Source organism: Streptomyces sp. NPDC022910 (genome assembly GCF_055561075.1).
The window spans coordinates 18,424-36,972 of the sequence record NZ_JBVHHL010000070.1; the positions used below are offsets into that span (position 1 = coordinate 18,424).

The 18,549-nt window shown below is 71.1% G+C and carries 16 protein-coding genes; 4 read left to right on the top strand and 12 right to left on the bottom strand.

Annotated elements, in window-relative coordinates:
- Positions 1 to 101: 101 nt before the first annotated feature.
- Positions 102 to 659: a telomere-protecting terminal protein Tpg gene (gene tpg / locus ACZ3TS_RS37160; RefSeq protein WP_467626358.1), complete on the bottom strand. Its 558-nt coding sequence runs from the start codon at positions 657 to 659 to the stop codon at positions 102 to 104.
- 14 nt (positions 660 to 673) lie between these two features.
- Positions 674 to 2,926 (bottom strand): telomere-associated protein Tap, encoded by a 2,253-nt coding sequence (gene tap / locus ACZ3TS_RS37165; RefSeq protein ID WP_467626359.1) that lies wholly within the window; start codon positions 2,924 to 2,926, stop codon positions 674 to 676.
- A 208-nt stretch (positions 2,927 to 3,134) separates the two neighbouring features.
- On the opposite strand from tap, the gene ACZ3TS_RS37170 reads away from it, so the two are divergent.
- The 3 genes from ACZ3TS_RS37170 (at position 3,135) to ACZ3TS_RS37180 (ending at position 7,680) form a co-directional block, all read left to right on the top strand.
- Positions 3,135 to 4,091, top strand: coding sequence for an ankyrin repeat domain-containing protein (locus tag ACZ3TS_RS37170; RefSeq protein ID WP_467626360.1), 957 nt, complete (start codon positions 3,135 to 3,137; stop codon positions 4,089 to 4,091).
- A gap of 17 nt (positions 4,092 to 4,108) precedes the next feature.
- Entirely contained in the window at positions 4,109 to 6,544 is a 2,436-nt protein-coding gene (locus ACZ3TS_RS37175) for a helicase associated domain-containing protein (RefSeq protein ID WP_467626362.1), read from the top strand.
- A gap of 404 nt (positions 6,545 to 6,948) precedes the next feature.
- Positions 6,949 to 7,680: a DsbA family protein gene (locus ACZ3TS_RS37180; protein ID WP_467626363.1), complete on the top strand. Its 732-nt coding sequence runs from the start codon at positions 6,949 to 6,951 to the stop codon at positions 7,678 to 7,680.
- A 156-nt stretch (positions 7,681 to 7,836) separates the two neighbouring features.
- Here ACZ3TS_RS37180 and ACZ3TS_RS37185 read toward each other — a convergent pair whose 3' ends face one another.
- From ACZ3TS_RS37185 to ACZ3TS_RS37195, 3 genes are all read right to left on the bottom strand, one after another.
- Positions 7,837 to 8,103, bottom strand: coding sequence for a hypothetical protein (locus ACZ3TS_RS37185; RefSeq protein WP_467626364.1), 267 nt, complete (start codon positions 8,101 to 8,103; stop codon positions 7,837 to 7,839).
- Positions 8,104 to 8,318: 215 nt separating this feature from the next.
- Positions 8,319 to 9,167, bottom strand: coding sequence for an 8-oxoguanine DNA glycosylase OGG fold protein (locus tag ACZ3TS_RS37190; RefSeq protein ID WP_467626365.1), 849 nt, complete (start codon positions 9,165 to 9,167; stop codon positions 8,319 to 8,321).
- Positions 9,164 to 10,033, bottom strand: a complete 870-nt coding sequence (locus tag ACZ3TS_RS37195) for a PIN domain-containing protein (protein ID WP_467626366.1) — start codon at positions 10,031 to 10,033, stop codon at positions 9,164 to 9,166. Before ACZ3TS_RS37195 ends, ACZ3TS_RS37190 begins: the two co-directional genes overlap by 4 nt.
- A 64-nt stretch (positions 10,034 to 10,097) precedes the next feature.
- On the opposite strand from ACZ3TS_RS37195, the gene ACZ3TS_RS37200 reads away from it, so the two are divergent.
- The gene (locus tag ACZ3TS_RS37200; protein WP_467626367.1) at positions 10,098 to 10,886 is read left to right on the top strand and encodes a hypothetical protein; all 789 of its coding nucleotides are present in this window, start codon (positions 10,098 to 10,100) and stop codon (positions 10,884 to 10,886) included.
- Positions 10,887 to 11,066: 180 nt separating this feature from the next.
- On the opposite strand, the gene ACZ3TS_RS37205 is transcribed toward ACZ3TS_RS37200, so the two are convergent.
- From ACZ3TS_RS37205 to ACZ3TS_RS37235, 7 genes are all read right to left on the bottom strand, one after another.
- Entirely contained in the window at positions 11,067 to 11,204 is a 138-nt protein-coding gene (locus tag ACZ3TS_RS37205; protein ID WP_467626369.1) for a hypothetical protein, read from the bottom strand.
- A gap of 8 nt (positions 11,205 to 11,212) precedes the next feature.
- Positions 11,213 to 11,368: a hypothetical protein gene (locus tag ACZ3TS_RS37210; protein ID WP_467626370.1), complete on the bottom strand. Its 156-nt coding sequence runs from the start codon at positions 11,366 to 11,368 to the stop codon at positions 11,213 to 11,215.
- A 170-nt stretch (positions 11,369 to 11,538) separates the two neighbouring features.
- Positions 11,539 to 11,667 (bottom strand): hypothetical protein, encoded by a 129-nt coding sequence (locus tag ACZ3TS_RS37215; protein WP_467626371.1) that lies wholly within the window; start codon positions 11,665 to 11,667, stop codon positions 11,539 to 11,541.
- A gap of 143 nt (positions 11,668 to 11,810) precedes the next feature.
- Positions 11,811 to 12,878, bottom strand: a complete 1,068-nt coding sequence (locus ACZ3TS_RS37220; RefSeq protein ID WP_467626375.1) for a DUF3800 domain-containing protein — start codon at positions 12,876 to 12,878, stop codon at positions 11,811 to 11,813.
- A gap of 613 nt (positions 12,879 to 13,491) precedes the next feature.
- Positions 13,492 to 13,971, bottom strand: coding sequence for a hypothetical protein (locus tag ACZ3TS_RS37225; protein ID WP_467626372.1), 480 nt, complete (start codon positions 13,969 to 13,971; stop codon positions 13,492 to 13,494).
- The gene (locus tag ACZ3TS_RS37230) at positions 13,968 to 16,106 is read right to left on the bottom strand and encodes a hypothetical protein (protein ID WP_467626373.1); all 2,139 of its coding nucleotides are present in this window, start codon (positions 16,104 to 16,106) and stop codon (positions 13,968 to 13,970) included. Before ACZ3TS_RS37230 ends, ACZ3TS_RS37225 begins: the two co-directional genes overlap by 4 nt.
- A 519-nt stretch (positions 16,107 to 16,625) precedes the next feature.
- On the bottom strand, positions 16,626 to 17,750 hold the full coding sequence (locus tag ACZ3TS_RS37235; RefSeq protein ID WP_467626374.1) for a hypothetical protein: 1,125 nt from the start codon (positions 17,748 to 17,750) through the stop codon (positions 16,626 to 16,628).
- Positions 17,751 to 18,549: the final 799 nt, after the last annotated feature.

The following is an 18,549-nucleotide window of genomic DNA, read 5'->3' on the forward strand; positions in this document are numbered from 1 at the left end:
TCAGCAATGCGCTCAGCTCCCCGGCCGGCGGCACGGTCCGCAGTGCCTCTGCTGCCACAGCTGTCCCCGATGCCACTTCTTGCTCCCTGTCTTGTCCGGGGCTACAGCTCGAATTCCAGGTCGAGGAGGTCGGTGAGTTCTACTTCGAGGCCGTGGGCGCGGCGGCCGTTGTCGCGGAAGTAGACCTCGCCCAGGGCCTCGGCGGCGATCTGGCGGAGCTGGTCCTCGGTGAGACCGGCCTCCTGGGCCTGGAAGAGACGGGCAGCGTGGCCGGGCGGCAGCGCGAGGGTGAGGTGACGCACGCGGGCGTCGTCGGTGCTGCCGGGGGCGGCGGTGTAGCCGAACCGGGCGCGGACGTCGATCATGATGCCGCCGGTGGTGGCCGCGACCTGCTTCGCCCTGGCCCTGATCTGCGGCTGCCAGCGCACGCGGACCTCACGCTCGAGGCGGTCGGCGAGCTCCGGCCGGGGCTTTTTGAGCTGGTTCTTCACATAGCGTTCGACGGTGCGCTGGCTGACGCCGAGCAGCTCGGCCACGCGCCGGGTGCTGTGCTGATGCTGCCTGACCAGGTAACGCATCTGCGCCCCGGCGGACTTCGGGATAGGGCGCGTGAACGCGCCCTGCACTGCCTTGTCGAGTCCTTCGCCGATCGTGGCCATCGCCTGTAACCCTCCTACTCTCCGGTGTCCTTGGCGGTGACCTCGCCGGTCTTGATGTAGCGGGCGAGGTTGGCGACATGGCCGTCGGCGCCGAGCTGCTCGAGCACGTCAGCCCCCCACAGCACGCTCTGGGTGCCCTCGTGCTTGACCATCCCCGGCGAGACCCCCAGCCGGAACGAGCCCGGCACCGTCTTGCCATCGGCGCCGTACGGCAGCACGTCCAGCGGGCTGGGCCCGTCGGCCGCGTACACGGCGCAGTCCGAGAGCACCGCGACCGGGTAACGGCCGGTGGCCGCCGCCAGGGCGAGCATCTTGCGGTGCATGTTGACCCGGGCCCGGGAGATGACGGTCGCGCGGATGTCCGGCCGCCAGGTCGGGCGGGCCAGGGCGGGCCAGGCATGCCCCGGCTTCCAGCCGCCGCCGCGCGCCTTCTCCTGCAGCTTGCCGATCCCGCCCTTGACGGTCATCTTGACCGCGTCCACCACGATTCCCAGCTCCGGATCACGGCTCTTGTAGCCGTCCATCGCCTCCAGGAACTCGGCCGGGGAGAGCTTCTCCGCGACGCCGAGGTCCGCCATGGTGGCGACGTAGGCATCGCGCAGCCGCTTGTACCAGCCGTCCAGGAACCGGCCGCTCTCCCGGCGCACCCAGGCCTCGGCGGGCGCGACGTCGTAACCGAGCTCGACGGCGTAGGCCACGGTGGGCGTGGCGTACCAGGCCGGACCGGTCGGGCGTTCGCCGGTCGGCGTGAACGGGCTGGGCAGCAGCGCGGCGTCGAGGTCGCGCCACTGCCTGCCGACCTTCACCCGGGACAGATCGACGTGGGAGAGGTCGACCAGCCAGGAACCGGGCACCGTTGGGTCGAAGACCGGATCGGTGACGTGCTCGGGCGGCGATGACAGCCCGACGACCGCACCGTTGGCGGCCGCCCCGAAGGCCAGGTTCACATCCAGGCCGACCAGGTGCCCCTGCATGCACTCGGCGTCGGTGAGGTCCCGCGCCCAGTCGTAGGCCTCCTCGAACAGCCGCTCGCCGGGGCCGCGCACGTGGAAGCGGGGCAGATGGGCCAGGACGGGGTGGCCGTCGGTCGCTTCGCACGGCGCAGGGTCCACCGGCTGCGTGCCCAGTGACCCGGGCCGGTGCTCGCGGTGCCGCCTGCCGTCGGCGTCCGGCTCGCTCGCGCGGGTCGGCGGACTGAGCGCGATCATCAGCTGCAGCCCCGTCACCGCGGTGGAGCCGACCGGCGTCATCACCCGGGCCGCGTACACGCCCAGCACCCGGGCGAGTTCGGCGGGCTGAAGCTGCGCGGCATGGCCCCAGGAGCGGTCGTCCAGGGCGCGCCAGGAGGGGATGCACAGCTGCACGCACTGCCTGCGGCTGCCCTGGGCGGGGCGGTAGATCCGCGCCCACGGCCCCAGCCCCCGCTTGGTGAGCTGCCAGCCGGCGCGCTCCAGATGCCTGATGACCTTGTGTCCCTCCGCCAGTCGCCCGGCAAGCCGCTCGCTCTCGGAGAGGACGGCGGGCAGGCCATAGCGCTCGCACGCCGCCTCGGTGAGCACCAGCAGCGGGTCACCGTCTTTCCCCGAGCCGTGCAGCTTCTCCGACCCCAGCCGCGCCTCGGTGAGCGCCCACTCCACCAGCGCGGGCAACGACTTGGCGGGCACATCCACGATCAGACCGCCGACGCCGTAGCCGGTCACATTCCGCTCGAAGCCGGCGTCGAGGACCAGCAGCGGACCATGCTCGTACACGCCGCGGGGCGCGGAGGTGTTCGCCGGGGCGGCCTTCCTCGCGGCGGGGCGCTGCGAGCTTCGCGGCGCCTGTTCGGCCCGCGGCAGTGACACAGCGGCCGGTGCCGCGGGCCGACCGGGCGCCGGGGGAGCGGCCGGGGGCTCCTCGGCCACAGGCACTGCAGCAGCCTTCTGTGCCCCGCCCGTGGGCCGAGCCGACACTGCGGGCGCTGCGGTGGTGAATGTCTGCGGGGCCGCGGTGTCTGCGTCCTCTTGCGGGACGCCGGTGCTCTCGGGGGCGGGGTAGAGCTTGGCGAGCTGCTGGAGCAGACGCGCGTACGCCTCCCGCTCCGGGGGCCGGGGCTCGGTCCGGCCCGACTCCCAGCCGCCGACGGTCGCCCGCCGCACGTCCAGGGCAGCCGCCACCTCGTCCAGGGTGAGCGCGTGCGCCTGGCGCAGCCGCCTGCGCTCCGCCGGCGGCGGCAGCGGGGAGCGGGACGCGACCAGCGCGTCAACCGCGTCGAACAACTCGGACATGGGACACCTCCGTCCCTGACTCTACCCCTGAAACGCACCTATCGCGTACCAACAGCGTATGGATCGCGTACATTGAGCGTACGAACTGTGTTGGGGGTGATAGCGTCCGGTCAACGGACTTGGATGGAGCCAGGGGCCTGTAGCGCACGTGTGCTCGGGGGCGGGTCGACGTGGCGCGAGCGCATGCGACGTGTTCGAAGGGGGAGCGGTGGCGGCAGCGAGTGACGGCTGGGCGGGCATGGGCTGGGACTGGACGGATGCCGACGGCATCCGCCGACGCCTGGACCAAGGAGCCGATCCGGAGAGCTGGAACGGGAGCAGGCCCCTGCATCGGGCAGCGGTGTTCGGCTCTCCGGAGGCCGTTGCGGAGCTGGCCCGCCGGGTTGCGGATGTGGATGCGCTGGAGAACGGGGTGACGGCCCTGTGGGACGCCGTCCTGTCCCGGAGGCCGGAGAACGCCCGGGCGCTCGCCGCTGCTGGGGCCGATCCCTGGCGGCTTTCGCTCGGCGGCTGGTCGCCGGGGCGGCTGAGCCTGGCCGGACCGACGCCCGAGCTGTTCTCGGTGCGGGAAGGGGCAGCCCTGACCGACACCGAGCGTGCGGCAGCGCAGGAGGCCCGTCGCCTCACCACGGCATTGGGCGAGTTCGACTACGACGGCACGGGCCTGGCCTGCGTGTCCGGCATCGACGCGGCCGAGGCGGTGCGCCGTCTGCAGGCGACGCCGGCGGACGACGAACTCATCGATGAGCTGCTGGAGGATCCCTACGAGTACGACATGGACGAGAGCCTGCACATCGTCGGCGTGACGTCCGTGCCGGGCGGCTGCGTGGTCACCCAGCCCTGGGGATATGCGCCGCAGATGCCGGGCGTGCTGGCCCGGTTGTCCGCCGGCACCCTCTGCTACGGCCTCTACGCCAATCCCAAGAGCGGCAACCAGGGCAGCATCGCCCGCCATGGAATCATCGAGGGCTCAGACCTGCACCCTGGCGGAGAACCGGACGAGGACGACACCTCCGCCGAGGTGCTGGCCTCCTACCTCTACCAGAACAACGCCGTCGCCTACGCCTGTGCCTTCACAGGACTGCGCCCGGCCAGCAGGCGCGCCGTGACCGGGCCGCCCGATGTGTGGGCCGAACTGCCCCGCCGCGACTACTGGAGTCACTGACCCAGAGGAGAGCTGTCATGACTGTGGTGGAACTGCCGAGGCCTGCCCGCCCCGAGCGCGCGCGGCTCTTTCCCGACCAGGCGGAGGCGGTCACGCGGCTGGCACGGCATCTGCGGCGCGCAGGGACGCGGGGTCTGTTCGTGTCGGCGACGGGCACCGGCAAGACGCTGGTGTCGATCCGCACAGCGGACGAACTCGGCGCGCGGCTGGTGCTGTTCGTGGTCCCCACCCTTGACCTGGCGGCCCAGACGGCCCTGGCGTGGCGCCGGGACGGCCACGGCGAGCACATGGTGATCGTCTCCTCCCTGGATGCCGCGGGGCGCGACGATCTGGTCGCGGCCCGCGTCATGTCGACCACTGACCCGCACGCGCTGGGCGGGCTGATGTCGGTGGTGGGGGAGAGCGAGGACCAGATCCCGGCACTGACGGTGATCTGCACCTACGACTCCCTGAACAAGATCGAGGAAACGCAGAACACGGCCTACGCGGTCCCGCCGTTCGACCTGGCGGTCATGGATGAAGCCCACCGGATCGCGGGACGGGCCGACAAGAAGTGGGCCGTCGTCAACGACGCGCAGCGGATCCGCGCGGACCGCCGCCTTTACATGACCGCCACCCCAAGGATCTTTGCCGCCCCCGAGCTGGCCGAGTCCGCCGACACCACCCGCCCGCGCCGCCTCCCTGCCGCTGCCGGGCCGGACGTGGATGCGTTCGCCAACTCCATGGACAACGAGGCCGTCTACGGCAAGAAGGTCTTCGAGTACCCGCTCGCGCAGGCGGTGGAGGACGGCCGGGCGGCGGACTACCGCATCGTGGTGCCCACCCTCACCGACGCCGACCTGCGACGCCGCCTCAATCTCCCCGCCCCCGGCACCACTCTAGGCGACGGCAACGGCGAGGAGCAGGACAGCGCGCTGCGCACCACCGCCCTGCACCTGTCCGTCCTGCGCGCCATGACCGAACACGGCCTGCAGAAAGTCCTGGTCTACTTCAACCTTGTCTCCGACGCCCGCCGCTTCGCCCGCGAACTGCCCCACACCCTGCGCCTGCTGGCCCGGACCGACCCCACTGTGTGCCCGGATATCACCCCGGAGCTGTTCTTCGCCCACGGCGAGCACACCCCCGCCCAGCGCGCCGACACCTTCACCGCGTTTGCCGCCGCCGACTGCGCCATCCTCGCCAACTCCCGCCTGATCGCCGAAGGCGTCGACATCCCCAGCGTGGATGCCATCGTCTTCGCCGACCCCACCCGCAGCGTCATCCGCTGCGTCCAGGCACTCGGCCGCGCCCTGCGCCTCGACGTGAGCGGCAAGACCGCCTCACTGATCGTCCCCGTCTACGTACCGCCCGGCGCCGAAGGCGAGAACATCCTCGGCACCGCCTACGAACCCGTCTGGGCGATCGCCTGCGCGCTGGCCAGCCACGACCACCGCATCCTCGAGCGCCTCCCGGACAAGGCCAACCGCCTGCACAAGGAGACCAGCGATGTCATCGAACGCCGCTGGCACTTCGACTTCACCGTCCACCCCGAACGCATCGCCCGCGCCATGGACCTGGCCTCCTTCGACCCCCGCGAGGCGTCCGTCTCCCGCTCCCGCCGCCTCGGGCTCGCCGCCGCCCAGTCCTACCGCGACCAGTACGGCCACCTCGACGTCCCCGCCGACTACACCGACCCCACCGGCTACCGGCTGGGCACCTTCATCACCACCATGCGCGACGCCGCGAAGGCCGGACGCCTCGAAGCCGACTGGATCGCCGAACTCGACGCGCTGGACATGATCTGGGACAAGCACGACGCCGCCTGGCGCGCCCGCCTCGCCGCAGCAGCCGACTACCACCGCACCCACGCCCACCTCGCCGCCCCCGCCACCACCCCCGTCGGCGCCTGGCTCGCCGAACAACGCCACCTCGCCGCCAAGAACACCCTTGATGCCGCCCGCGCCGACGCCCTCACCGCCCTCGCCGCCGACTGGCGGCTGCCCCACGGCGCGGACTGGCACCGCAAATACCACCTGCTGCGCGCCCACCTCGCCTCCAGTGCCGACCCGGCCGCCCTCACCCGCGAGACCCTCCTGGCAGGAGTGAAGATCGGCTCCTGGCTCCACCGCCAACTGACCACCTGGCCCGCCCTCCACCCCGGCCAGCAGCACCTACTGACCGCCCTCGGCCTCACCCCCGACACCAACCCCCTCTCCCCGGCCCGCCGCACCCGCCGCACCTTCGAACAGACCGTCCAGCTCCTGGAACTCTTCCTCCACCGCGAAGGCCGCGCCCCCACAGCACGCGAGACCATCCGCGTCGACGGCGACACCGTCAAGATCGGAGCCTGGCTCGCCAAAGCCCGCACCAAGCACCGCACCGGCCAACTCCCCGACACCCATGCCTGCCTGGTCGCCGCCCTCTTCGACGGCGACTGGACAACCGAGGCCGCCGTCCCCGCCGTCCTGGCCTGAACGCCCGCTGCCAGCGCGGCGTGTCCGGGGCCCGCATGCTGCGCCGGTCCGGCGTACCGCCCGCTGAAGGGAAACCGCCCCACCGTGTTCCAACAGACCCCCGTCTACGACCGCCTCGTCGCCGAACGCGCGACATCCCCGTCCAGGTCCGCGGGGAAGCCGACCGGATACACCGCGACCTGGCCCCCTGCGCCTCCTCGCCCGCCCCGGGCGGCACTCCGGCCGACCGCTCCAGCACCCACACCAGACACACGGCGGCGCCGGCCGCCCGGACCTGTGGAAGCCCGGCCGGAGACTGCGCCGGCAGAGAACTTGCGGGGGCGGGCCTGGTGAAGGGTTTCGCTGGTGCGGTTGTCGTACGGATGATCTAAGGTCGCGCTGTTCTCAAGGGGAGGGGATGACGCATGGTGCGCAGGGGGCGGTGGGCTGTGGCGTGCGCGGCTGCAGTGCTGGTGATGGTGGGGTGCGGGCAGCGAGAGGCGCAGTACGGGTCTGACTTCGCGAGCGCTGAGGAGCTACCGGAGAAACTGGGTACGGACGGCACCACCATCACGGTCGGCGATCCCGACGCGCCGGTGAAGGTGCACCTGTATGAGGACCCCCGCTGTCCGTACTGCGAGGAGTTCGAGACCACCGGCGGCGGTCCGCAACTGCGGAAGGCGATGCTCGAACGCTGGACAAGAGCCGAGTACACCCTCGCCTCCTTCCTGGACGACCGGGTCGGCGGCACCGGTTCGAAGAAGGCGGTCAACGCGCTGCGCGCCGCGCTGGAGGAAGGCAAGTTCGTGGAGTACCACGAGGTGCTCTACGCCAACCAGCCCGAGGAGAGCGTCGACGGCTTCACGGACGCCTACCTGCTTCGACTGGCGGGCAAGGTGGAGGGACTGCGCGGCCCGGAGTTCGACGCGGCGGTGAGATCCATGAAGTACCGCGGCTTCGTCACCGCCTCCCAGAACGCCTACGAGAAGGCCGGGGGAGCCAAGGAACCCGAAGGCCCAGGTACACCCACGGCCGAGATCAACGACAAGCGGATCCCGCTGCAGTTCAACGCCCTCCTCCTGGAGAGCGACACCTTCGCCGGGCTGCTGCAGAAGATCCACGAGGAGCCCGGAGAGTGGGAGGACACCACTCTGTAAACCACCGGGACCTGCGCCGCCCTGCTCAAGCGGCTCGGCAAGGAGGAACGGCGCTGCCGCAGCCTGTGGGCGCCGTACGACGGCGCGGGCCGCCGCGTGGGCCGGTGGGCGATGAGCCGCGACGCCGAGTCCACCGTCCTTCTCGGTCGTGCCCGGTCACGGGCCCTGCTCCGTGTTGCTCCCGGCCGGCCCGGTGTCTGACGGCGCTCGGGTGGACGGCTGTGCCCCGTCGGCGCCGGTGCGGCGGTCGCGTGCCCGGTCGGCGAGCTGGCGGAGGTGGCCGATCCATGCCTGCATGAACACCTCCGGTCCCTCCTGTTCGGCGCCGGGCAGCCGCAGCAGCCCCTGTCCGGTGCTGGCCTGTTCGGCCAGCACCGACTCCAGCCAGGTGGCGAGCGTGGCGATCTCGGGGGCGAGGCACATGGTCAGTAGTCTGCTGGCCGCGCTGGACAGCGACATCGACGCCTGGCGCGCGATCCAGGTCGCGGGGCATCTTCCATAGGCTACCGCGCCACCGGTCCCTGGCCCGGTACTGCCGCAGCATGCTGCGCCGACTGCAGGAGCACTACACCGCGCGCCCAGGCCCACTGACCGAGCACGCCGGCAGCGCCCCTGCCCGCTCCCGGTTGCGGTGCCGCTTAGCCGGATGTCTCCCAGGCGGTGGTGAACAGCGCGCATTCGAGGAGGTCGGGGGCCGCGCCGGACGGCCAGCTGTCCTCTGCGGCCAGCTGGTCGGCGGCGGCGTGCATGAAGGAGAGGTAGACCCGGTAGCGGTGGGGCGACCAGTTCCCGTCCGACCACACCCAGGCAGCGATCGAGCCGTCCATATCGTGGCCGCTCTCCCGGCCGACGGCAGCGGCCAGTTGCCGCAGACGGCTGGCTAGCACGCGGTCGAGGATGATCGGCCGCGGTCCGCGGGCGGGTGGTACGGCGGTACCGGTGAAGTAGAGGAACTTGGTGAAGAAGGCCGGCCCGAGCCCGGGAACCTGTCCCTGGAGCGCGGCGTACGCCTGTGGTGCACCGTGCTCGCGCAATGCGGTGACCGCGGCGGCCAGCGCCGCGTCGAGGCCGTCGAAGGCCAGGATCTTGTGGAGGGTTGACGGTCCGCTGCCGCCGGGAGTGCCGCGTTTTCCCTTGCCCCACACATAGGTTGCGACCAGCACCTCCCGGAACGCCTCCCGCCGCAGCGCGTCGGCGACGGCCGAGGCCACCTCCGCCCGGCTGACCGCAGCGTCACCGCCTGCGGAGGTGGGCGCCAGCGCCTTGGGCCACGGAGTGATCTGCGCCCACCGGCCGGGCGTGTACCGGATCGTGTGCGCGCCGGGTGTCCCGTCCGCGTAAGCAGCCGCATTCGTCTCCCACCAGCGGCCCAGCGCCCGTACAACGGGACCGGGCAGCAGGCGTGCGGCCATCTCGCGGTCCACCGCGTCCGCGCGGTCCTGGCGGCCCCGCCCGTCCTGCTCGTCCTGTCCGTCCTGTTCGTTCACGAGCCGCTCCCTGCCTGACGTGCCGCCGGGTCGGGGGAGGATGCGGCCGATTCCTTCGGTTCGGGCTGCTTTGGTACGCCCCCGCCCGGCACGAGCTCGGCGGCTGCCTGTTCCAGTTCCAGCCGGCGAAGCTCGCCGCCCTCGATCAGGTACGTGTCGGGCAGGGGCCGTGCAGGCAGCCCCCAGGCGCGGGCGCGGGTCCGTACGCCGATGTCGCGGCTGACGACGACCACCTCCGCGGGAGCGACGGCTTGGCGCAGACGCAGTGCCGAGGCCACCAACTCGTCGTCCGGCACAGCAAGGCGGGCGTGCCCGGGCTCATCGTCCGCGATGAACACGGAGGTTCCGTCGTCCGCGATAGCCTTTTCGGGCCCTGCTTCCAGCACCGACTCCAGCAACCGGAACACGCCGCGCGCCCGCCGGGAGATCTTCTTATCCCCGGTCTGGTAGCTCTTGGTGTCGATCTCGTCGACCACGACGTGCGGCACCATGACCGCGGTGCCCTTCCCGAACACCTTCTGCCAGGGGACCTTGTCGAACCGCGTGAAGTGCAGCGTGGTGTTCGTGTCCAGCACCGCGTACCGGACGGCACCGGCGCGCCAGTACCGCTGCTGCATGGCACGCAACCGGTTGGCCACGGTTCTGAAGTAGTCCCGGAGCTCGGAGAGTTCCACGTACATCATCAGCCGGGCCTCGTCCAGCGGCGCGGTGAGGATCGCCCGGTAGCGGCCCGCGCGGAGCTGTCCCGCGATCTCCCGGTCGCTGAACCGCCGGTTGAGCTCCTCGGCGGCTTTCCAGATCCACTCGTCGTACCGCGTGCGCACGGCCCGCATCTCGGCCTCGGCATCCGCGCCCGTTTTCATCATGTGAGGGATCCGGATGGAGACATCATTCAGGCTCCCGGCCACGAGATCGTTATCCAGGAAACTGATGGCGTCGGTGCAGGTCGTTCCGGCTCTCAGCATGCCCTCGTTCTCTCCCCCCGATGGAGCTCGGTGCGCCCCCATCGGGCCCATCCTGCCAGCGGCTGGCACCCGAACCCTCCTTGAGTACGGCCCCGCCGCCCGCAAGGGCAAGTACACCGAGATGCTGCGCGAGAAGCTCGGCCCGCGCGGGGCCCGCAGGGAACCCGCCCACGTCGGGTTCGCCCGCCGCCTCGCCGCGCAGCTGCGCGCCGGTTTCGGAGCGGAGGGGGAGAAGGCGGCCCGCATGGTGGACGCGGCGGTGGCCTGGGTAGTGAAAGACCGCGAGCTGAAGCACGCCCTGCAGTGGACGCAAGGCAACCTCGCCGCCCGCGCACGCCTTCAGCCCGCCGTGAACGAACACGCCGCCGGCGAGGTCACGGTGCACGACGCGCCCCTCATGCAGGTCGTCGCCATGGTGCTGGAGGCAGCCGCCGAGGAAGAGGCGTGCGCGGAGTTGCTGCGCGCGGCCGCGGACGTCCTGGACCGGCTTGTCGGCGCCAGTCACATCTGCAATCCCGCGATCTACGGGGTGCGGGCCGGCGGATGGCTCACCGAGCCGAGGATGTTCGAGCGGCTCTACACCACGACCGACCCGGTCGCGGTCGTCGCGGCGGCGGCCCTGCGCACGATGCGGGAGGCCGCACGCATCCCCGACGAGGACGAACTGACCGACGCCGACTGCATGTTCACCCTGCAGGAGGCCGTCCGCTTCGAGTGTACCGCCGCCGACCTCGCCGCCCGCCCGGCTGCCTGACGCACGCCGAGGGGCCGCCGCTCCGGCCCCCTGCCTTCCCCGACCGGCCCGGGCCCACACCGGTGCCGGCGGGGACGCCCAGCCACGCCCGGGGGACACGCCTCCGCAGGCCGGGACGGCCTGCCGGTGTACGCGGCAGACCCATACCGGCCCAGGCCCCTTTGGTCTCCCTGGAGTTGATCAGGCGCGCAGGGGTTCGGAGTAGGCGGTGAAGAACCGGTCGCCGGTGAGCTTGTGGTGCGCGAGCTGTTCACGGACGGCCTGCTCGTCCGCCCAGCGGTCCGGGCTGCTCGCGAGCGCGGCCGCGTAGGCCGTCACGGCCTCCTTCAACTTCTCGAACAGGGCCGGGGTGACGACCGCATGCCCGGCACCGCGATGGCCTTGGCATCGCAGACCCGGCTGGGATGCAGCATGATCGCCAGGGCCTCCACCTCCGGATTGTGACCGTTGAGCCAGCGGACGCTGCCGCCAAGCTGGTCCATATCCTTCTTCGCAATCGTGTCGGTGACACACCCCGTCTTCAGCTCGACGACCGCCTGCCGCGCCGCCGAGAGCGCCCACAGGTTGTCCGGGCCCGTGCCGTACAGCTTCTCCGGCCGCGTGCTGGCGACCCCGAGATGCAGCCCGCTCGGCGTCGTCGGAGCGCTCCTCCTTACCCCACGTCCTCGAACAGCGCCTGCACGCCGAGCCTGAGGCTGACACCGCTGCGGTAGCGGGCCCCCAAGAACTTGGCGGAGGCGCGCGGCTGCGCCGCCGCCTTCAGCTGGACGGGGGCACGCACAGGACGCCGAGAACGGGCGGCGCCGACGGGGAGTGGTCCCACAAATCCGTGAGGCGACCGAGGTGCTGCGCGGGCAGCTTGTGCGCGTGGCTGCGCTCGCTCGTGCACCCACTCGGCCGTCGCGCGGGCTTGGAGGACCGCGGTCACCCCCTTCCGGACCTGGACGCGCGCAGATCGACGGTCCCGGCTGGCCATACAGCGCCGACCACCCAGGGCTTCACCACGTCCGCCAGTTCCTCCGAGAACCGGTCACCGCCACCGACTGCCAAGTGGGCGGCCCATTGCCGTACCGCACCTGCTGCCCAGTCCGCAATCTGGAGCTGGGGATGGGAGGTGCTGTCCGCGAAGTCGATCTGTACGGCCGGGAGCGGGTCGTTGAAGCGGCCGGGGCGGGCGAGATCCGGGAGGAGATGCACCATGCCCAGAAGCGTCGCGTTCCGGTCGATCACCTTTGAAGTGTCATGGACGAGACGGAACCGCCCGACATCCTCACCGAAGCTGGTGCAGAGGCAGTACAGCGCCGGTACCGCCGGGTCGAGGATGTCGCGCTGTTCGCCGGTTGCGAGGTCGGCAGCGGTCTCGGCGGCCACCTCCCGGCAGTTTTCCAGCAACTCGATCCATCCGGCGAAGTCCGTGTGCTCCTCCGGGATCGACGCCTTGTAGGCGCCTATGGCGGTGAAGAAGTCGTCGGTCGCCACCCGCTGACGCACCCAGTCGACGAAGGCCTGGAGCATCTGGTGAAAGGCCGCAGCGTCGCCGAGGACTGGGCCGGCCATGCGCAGCAACTCAGCCAAGGCCAGACCGGCCTGGTCCTCATACAGGTTGAGACCGTCCGCATCGGCCAGCGGCTCCACCAGAACGTCGACCAGCTTGGTGACCACCATGAACCGCTTGTCCATCAGATAACTGCGAACGCTTCCCTCGGGCATGCTCTCAAAGGCCCGCCTCAAAGCCCTCCGGCCCCCCGACGACCGGGCGAGAGAACCGTACTTGGGCTCTCCCTGGGTGGGCGGAAGTTTGGACCGGACCTCATCTACGATCGACGCGGCCAGCTCATCGGGCAGATGCACCCCAGCCAGCGTGAACACCGGCTGATGGGGATCGAGAAGGTTCTGCCCGGAGTTCGCGGACTCGTCGGCGTAGACGACAGGGAGCAGGTCGGAGGAAGTGTTCACCCTCGGAGCATGCCGGGCAGACCGGCGGACGGCCACCAGAATTGCCCGCCAGGCCACAGTGGTGAATGCGGATCCGTCCTCGCCTGCCCGCGCGCGGCGGCAAGGCGGTGAACTCCTACCGCTGGTCTCGCGCCGCGGCGTTGACCCCGAGCACCACGCCGGCCAAGTCCGTGCCGACCGTCGACCTGTCCCAATTGGTCAAGGCCGCCAAGACCGACCCGGAAGACCAAGCAGGAGCACAAGACCTACGCGGCCGACGGCTCGAAACGGGACGCTCACGCTCGCCGTGTACGCCCGGTGGCAGCGCCACCTCGGCTACAAGGGCAAGGCGGCGACGGCGTCCCGGGGGCAGACCGCGCTGACCGCGCTCGGGAAGCGGCCAGCGGGAGGTCAGTGGCCGCGTGCTCCAGTGTGGACACCGCGGTGCGCAGGCGCTCAGCTCGCTTGTCCCCGGTGTTGATCTCGGGGTCGGCCAGGGAGCGGCTCAGGGCGATGTGGAGCTGCTGGAGGGCGGGCAGCTGCATGGCAAAAGCGTAGAGCCAGCGCGTCTCGGTGGTGCAGAAGCAGGAACGCCCCCGCGGGGGCGAAAGGCCGCGCTTCGGTCTCCTCTCGAGACCTGCGGGGGCGTCCCTGCTTCGACAGCTGTCTCCTACCGCACGGGGCCATGCAAGGAGACCAGCGTCGCGGGCGTCTGTGTGAGATCCACCCGCGGGTGGGCCGAGCCGTCCGCCGGGTTCAGCAGCCGGGCCGTCCACCCCTCGGCGACGCGGACCGCCTCCAAGGAGGTCCCCTCCGACAGCGGGAGCACGGTCAGCAGGCACCAGGACGTCCGCCGGGACACCCCGGCCGTGCGGTGGGCGTAGTGCTCGGCCAGCCGGTCGCCGACCGCGCCCGGGCCCTGGCGGCACACGCTGCCCACGTACCGGCACCCACGGCGGTTGTCCCACGCGACATACACCGCGCAGCTCGACGCCACCCGGCGACGCACCACGGCCGGGCTGGCCCGGCACACCACCACGCCCCTGCGGCCCTCTGCGGTCGCGGGGAGGTCGAGCACCGGGTCCATCAGCCGCAGGACCGGCTGCAGCGCCTGGCCGATCGCCGCCGGCACAGTCAGAGCCGTGCTCACTCGGCGTCCTCCTCGTCCCCGTCGACGTCCTCGTCGACCACGAAGATCGAGGGATCGGCGGGCCCGAACTTCGTGAGGATCCCGTTGAGATTGCCGAGCTGCACACGCAGCGCCTCGACGGCCCCGAAGGTGCCGAAGACCTGGTTGCCGCGCTTCTGACTCATACGGGCCAGGGCCCGCCCGGCCTTGGCCGCGCCCGTGATGCCCTGCTCCAGCAGTCGGCGCAGCCGCGCGTCCTCGGCCTCCGGTTCCGCCGACGTGCCGTTCATCTTGGCCTTGGCCGCCGCGCGGTTCTTGGCGATGGCGGCCAAGGCCTGGGCCGGGTCGGCGGCGTGGACGAGGTCCCACTCGTAGTCGAGGATCTCCTGCACACCGGTGCTGTCGAGCATGGGCTCGCCGTCGTGGACCATCACGCCGCCGACCTCACGGTCCTGGGTGTGGAACAGCTTCGGCAGCACGGCCGGGTCGGCGGCGACGTGGGCGACGGCGATGGAGTGCAGCATCTTCAGCCCGCCGGAGGTCTTCGACAGCAGCGCCAGGAGCTTGACCGGCGTCGCCCGGAAGGGCGCCTTGTAGCTGTCGCGGTCGGTGCCCTCCTTCGAGCCGCGGTCCCGTGTGATGTACCCGTCGAGGATCGCGGCGGTCCCGCCCAGCACAGTCAGCTCCGCGACGGCGTCCTCCTCGCCGGTCAGGGCACGCTTGAGGATGTCGTCGAGCACCCCGAAGACGTCGTCGCCCTTGGTCAGCTCCCACGGCTGTTTCCACACCCGGTCGGTGATCGTGCCGCCGTTGCCGAAGGCCCGCAGCGGCTGCTCGATGCCCTCCTTGCTGCGGTAGGCAGACAGCGCCATGGGCGCCAGCCGCTCGCTGATCGGCTGTCGGCGGGCCTGGACCATCCCGAATTCCTGCTTGATCAACTGGTTCATGGCGTCCGCGTGCGGTCCGGCGAGCACCGCGTGCTGGTGGACGGCAGCCGACCACAGCCGGTGCGCCGGCACCCCGAGCAGCTCGTGCATGGTCTGCGTGCCCACCGTGCCCGACAGGACCCGGTGCACGTCCGGGGTGATCAGACCCTCGCGCAGGGCGTGCCGGTAGACCCGCTGCATGCCCTGCGTGTTCTGCGCCCCCGGCGTCCAGGCGGTGACGCGGACGTGCAGGGTGGCCAGCAGGTCGTCCCGCGCCGCCACCAGGTCCGTCAGCGGCTCACCCCCGTCCGCCTGCGCGCCGACCACGACGGTGGCGGGGAAGGCCAGCGTGTGGCCTTCGCGTCGGGTCGCCTCGGTCAGCGTGGGCGCCGCCAGGTTCTTACGGGTCCGCTTCGTCAGCTCGCCCACCCGCCGCCGCGTGGCCGCCTGCTCCGCGCGGCTGCGCCCGCCGGACCGCTCGGTGGAACCGATGACGGAGGCGGTGCAGGCCGAGATCGCCTTCTCGATGTCGCCACCGGTGCGCGCCAGCCACATGCTCACCATCCGGCTGTTGCCGTCGCCCGCGACCAGGAAGGTGTCCTCGGTGCCGTCGTCGTACACGACGCGCATCACGAACAGCGTCAGCGGCTCCTTCACGCCCTGCTGGAGCACACTCGAGGTGTAGACGTTCTCGCCCTTCTGGGCCTCGTACGTCTTCCGCATGCTCTCGCGCACCGCCTCGGCCAGCGCCTTGCGGTCCGGCATACGCACCGTGAAGATCGCGAGCGGCTTGCCGGTCTTCGGATCGACCACGGTCTCGTACGCCGGCACCAGCGACGTGGACGGCGCCACGTCCATGGCCGTGTGCAGCTGGTCCGCCCACCGCTGGTTGATGAAGTCCGGCAGGACGTCGAGGTCGAGGTAGCGGTAGTGCGGCGCGGTCGCGTACAGCATCCCGCCGACCACCGGCTTGGCCGTCAGCAGGTTGATCGGCTTACCGGCCACGAGGGCCTGCAGCCGAGCCGGGTCCACCGCACCCGAGGTGATGGCGTTCGCCGCGGCCTCATCCAGTGAGGCGTCGGGGTTGTCGAGCAGCTCCTTACGGGTGCCGCGGAGCTTGGTCACCGGCAGCGGGTCCGCGACCGGCTCGGGGCGGCGCAGCAGGGGCGGCAGCCCCTCGTCGGGCTCCTGCCCGTCCAGGCCGTCGAAGTCGTCGAACGAAGAAGTCACGATCTTGCCCTCCTGGGCATCGCGCGCAGCAGGAAATACCCGCGGGCAGGGCGTGAGCCACTGCCTCCACTGCGCGCCGTCCACAGGGGGCGGCGAGCGCCGTCACGCTCCACCAGCGGCTCATGTCTCCGCGATGTCCCGTGCCGACCGGCGTTCCACGGTCCTAGGCGAGCTGCTGGTCAGTCGGATCCCCAGGGGACCGAACTCCCGTCGACGACGGGTGCCAGCCGCTCTTCATGCCTCAGTTCGAACCCTGCGGCATGCAGTTCCATGTAGCCAGAGCGGTGCGCAGCCGACGACAACGAACTCCGCCGACTCCACCCAAGGCTACGCCCATCTCCAACTAAAACAGACCGACTTCAAGATGACGGCTCTCAATCAGGCAAATCCCTTGGTCAATTCGGCACAGCCAAGCCCAACACCAGCTTTGGCCTACGCCACTTGCAGGGGGTAGTCATCCGACAGAACAGGCCCAGCGCGCTCTCGGCGAGCCTCCTGCTGCACGCCACCGCCTGACTCTCACCCGGCCACGGTCTGTTCGCGCAGGGTGCGTATCCACGCCTCGCCGAAGCCGGCGGCGCCTGTGTCGTCGCCGGGGATCCGGAAGACGTACGGGTCGGCTGCGAGCTGCTCCATGAGCGCCTCGTACAGGTTGTCGAAGGGCGGTTCGAGGCAGACCGCCAGGGACTCGGCGAACTGGCCGGGGGAGGGGCTGACGGTGATGAGGTGGTCCAGGAAGGGGAACATGCCCCATTCGTCGATCCGCTGCCGCAGCGCGGCCTGCGCCGGTGTGTCCGGCATGAGCAGCCCGTGCATCACATACAGCCCGTAGAACCCGCGAAGACCGAGCAGCACGGTCCGCGCACGCACGAGCTCCTCATCACGGGCCCGCCTCACCACACCCACCGCATCCACGTACCGCTCCAACAGCCCCCAGTCCACCGGCGGCCCCTCGCCCCGCTCGGCCGCCCCCAGCATCTGCGCCCAGTCCTCGACCGTCAGACCGAACATGCCGAACGCGGCGAACGCCTCGGCCAGCGCGTCCGCCCCAACCTCATGCACCCCCAAGCCGATCGCGGCTACCAGGTGCACCATGCTCCTGGAGTCCGGCCCCTCGGCCTCCACCGGCACGTCCTCGCCGGCTTCGAGGGCCGCGCGCACCAGGGCGGGGTTCGCCGCCCCGCGGCGCGGTGCCACGAGCCGCCCGGCGGTCGCATACAGCGCGTCCTGCCCCTCCTCACCCGTCCCGGCCGCGCTGCGAGCGAGCTCCACCAGCCGGTGGGACACCGACTTCTCCAGCGCCCAGACGAGAGCCTGACGCACGGCGCCGATGGGGGGCTCCGGCACCTGAACCGCCCCCGGCCGCACGCCCATGCCGGCCTTGGCGAACCACTCCAGCACGGCCAGCCGACGGTCTCGTCCCTGCCGAAGATGCCGCGCCAGCGCCGCGGCGCTCTCCACCACCACCGGATCGACCGCGTCCACCACCGACCCCTGCCCGCGCCCGAGCCCGGGGCGCCGGTGACGCGGCAACAAACCCGCCCGCCGCCAGCTCTCCAACTGGCTGGCCGTCACCACAACCTCCCGCGCGGCAAGTTCGCGGATCACCCGCAGATCGGCCGGACTCGGCGCTCCTCGTGCCATGCCCACCATTACAACCCCGAGAAGCGCAAATTTCTGCAGACCTGCGGCTCTAGCTCACTGGCCCCAGCACCACAGCCCGCGCCGCCGCCCCCTGCCCGAACGGACTCCCGCCATGCCGAAGAAGAACCGCACCCCCTCCACCACCCCGCACCAGGACCACGTGACGCCCGACCCCGTCTCGTGGCGCCGCGTTGTCTCCGTAGCGCTCCTCACCGGAGCCGTCCCGCCACATCGGGGCTCTCCTGGCCGGCCTCGCAGTGACCTGGTGGCAGCACGACTGACACCCCGCCCGAGCACGAGAAGGAACTCAATGTCTGTACAGCCGACCCCAGCTGACATCACCTCACCCACCCGGACACACCACACCCCGCTTCCGCAACCTTCAGCCCAAGGAGGCACACACCCTGAATCCGGATTCACCAAAAGTTCTGGAACGAAGGAAACAGCCGACTAAGCACCCCGGCCACATCGCCTCGTAGCCGGCTGCCCGCGCATGCGGGCAGGGTCCGGGAGCGCAGCGGACGGACCCCCAGGCTCCTTCCAGGAGCGCAGCGACGAAGGAGCCGCCGGCTCGGAGCGTCAGCGGAGAGCCGGAGGGCACCAGCCCAATCTCCGGATATAGCGAAAGTTCTGACGGAAGGAAACAAGGCTCGGAGCGCAGCGCAGAGCCCAACTCCTCGCGCCGCGAGGAATCCCACTTCGTTTTCCCGCGCGCAGCGCGGGGCTTCACTCCAACTTCCGCGCTTCGCGCGGAAGTTCCCTCAGAGCCTGCGCAGCAGGCTCTTACCCGCTCCGCGGG

Bases quoted from the DNA above. Each gene is read 5' to 3' on its own strand.
- tpg (WP_467626358.1), bottom strand. From the start codon at position 659: ATGGCCACGATCGGCGAAGGACTCGACAAGGCAGTGCAGGGCGCGTTC.
- tap (WP_467626359.1), bottom strand. From the start codon at position 2,926: ATGTCCGAGTTGTTCGACGCGGTTGACGCGCTGGTCGCGTCCCGCTCC.
- ACZ3TS_RS37175 (WP_467626362.1), top strand. From the start codon at position 4,109: ATGACTGTGGTGGAACTGCCGAGGCCTGCCCGCCCCGAGCGCGCGCGG.
- ACZ3TS_RS37180 (WP_467626363.1), top strand. From the start codon at position 6,949: ATGGTGCGCAGGGGGCGGTGGGCTGTGGCGTGCGCGGCTGCAGTGCTG.
- ACZ3TS_RS37185 (WP_467626364.1), bottom strand. From the start codon at position 8,103: ATGTGCCTCGCCCCCGAGATCGCCACGCTCGCCACCTGGCTGGAGTCG.
- ACZ3TS_RS37195 (WP_467626366.1), bottom strand. From the start codon at position 10,033: ATGATGAAAACGGGCGCGGATGCCGAGGCCGAGATGCGGGCCGTGCGC.
- ACZ3TS_RS37200 (WP_467626367.1), top strand. From the start codon at position 10,098: ATGGCGTCGGTGCAGGTCGTTCCGGCTCTCAGCATGCCCTCGTTCTCT.
- ACZ3TS_RS37210 (WP_467626370.1), bottom strand. From the start codon at position 11,368: ATGGACCAGCTTGGCGGCAGCGTCCGCTGGCTCAACGGTCACAATCCG.
- ACZ3TS_RS37235 (WP_467626374.1), bottom strand. From the start codon at position 17,750: ATGGCACGAGGAGCGCCGAGTCCGGCCGATCTGCGGGTGATCCGCGAA.